The sequence below is a fragment of the Mesorhizobium sp. M7A.F.Ca.AU.001.01.1.1 genome (assembly GCF_004022735.1).
In the GTDB taxonomy this organism is placed as follows: domain Bacteria; phylum Pseudomonadota; class Alphaproteobacteria; order Rhizobiales; family Rhizobiaceae; genus Mesorhizobium; species Mesorhizobium ciceri.
Map to the genome: position 1 here is coordinate 1 of NZ_RZPF01001094.1, position 1,318 is coordinate 1,318.

Consider the following 1,318-nt stretch of genomic DNA (forward strand, 5'->3'; position numbering starts at 1 on the left):
GCCGTGGTCCAGGACTGGACCGGGATCCCGACCGGACGGCTGCTGTCCAGCCAGACCGAAAAGGCGCTCAAGCTCGCCGCCACGCTTTCGGAACGGGTTGTGGGGCAAGATCACGCCATGGAGATGATCGCCAAACGCGTGCAGACCAGCCGCGCCGGGCTTGGCGCGCCTGAAAAGCCGGTCGGGGTCTTCCTGCTTTGCGGCCCCTCGGGCGTCGGCAAGACCGAAACGGCATTGGCGCTGGCCGAAACGCTTTACGGTGGCGAGCAGAACCTGATCTCCATCAACATGTCCGAGTTCCAGGAGGCGCACACCGTCTCGACACTGAAGGGCGCACCGCCCGGCTATGTCGGCTACGGCAAGGGCGGCATTCTGACCGAAGCGGTGCGCAGAAAACCCTATTCGGTGATCCTGCTCGACGAGGTCGAGAAGGCGCATCCCGACGTCCACGAAATCTTCTTCCAGGTCTTCGACAAGGGCATGATGGACGACAGCGAGGGCCGCCGGATCGATTTCAAGAACACCCTGATCCTGCTCACCTCGAATGTCGGCTCCGAAGTTATCATGGACCGCACAAGGAATGGCACGCTGCGGACCGGGCTCGACGATCTGGATACCGCCTTGCGCAGCCCATTGCTGAAGGTCTTCCCGGCTGCCTTCCTTGGCCGGGTGGTGACCATTCCTTACTATCCGCTCTCTGATTCGATGATCGAAGCGATCACTGGCCACCAGTTCGCCAAGATCGCTCGCCGGTTGCGGGCAACCAACGATGCGGAACTGGTGATCGGCGACGGTGTCATGGATCTGGTCAAGGCCCGCTGCACCGAGATCGAATCCGGCGGGCGGATGATCGATGCCATCCTGACCAACACGCTGCTGCCGGAACTGAGCCGCGGCGTGCTTAACCGGTCGCTCGAGGGCGAAAAGATGACCAAAGTCACCGTCGGCGCCTCCAAGGAAGGTTTCACTTATTCCTTCGAGTAGGTTCTGATCGTGTAGAACCTCGTCGCCCTCGGCTGCCGGCCCGCTATTCGCGATCCCCCGTGGCGCCGCAATTCGAGAGGTGGCGGTCTTGCCCGTGCGCGAGAACGACGTGCGCAGCCGGTAGCGGATCGTCCACGACAGCACCGGCCCGCCGGTAGCATCGACGATCGTCCATCTATTGAAGGTTACCGACTGTCCCGCGCATTTCCAGCTGCGGGGACGCCTGGGCTTGAAAGAAGCTCACTGGCTTATCCGATGTCGCCCAGACGCAAATTCCGCAGGCAATCCCGAAGGAGATCAACAGGGCGGGCGAGATGGGTAAGCGGTGCAGGGA

At 62.2% G+C, this 1,318-nt stretch carries 1 protein-coding gene; it reads left to right on the forward strand.

From position 1 onward, the window contains the following. The coding region (locus EN884_RS36125) for an AAA family ATPase (protein WP_128361137.1) at positions 1-984 on the forward strand (984 nt) is incomplete at its 5' end. Between the last annotated feature and the right edge of the window lie 334 nt (positions 985-1,318).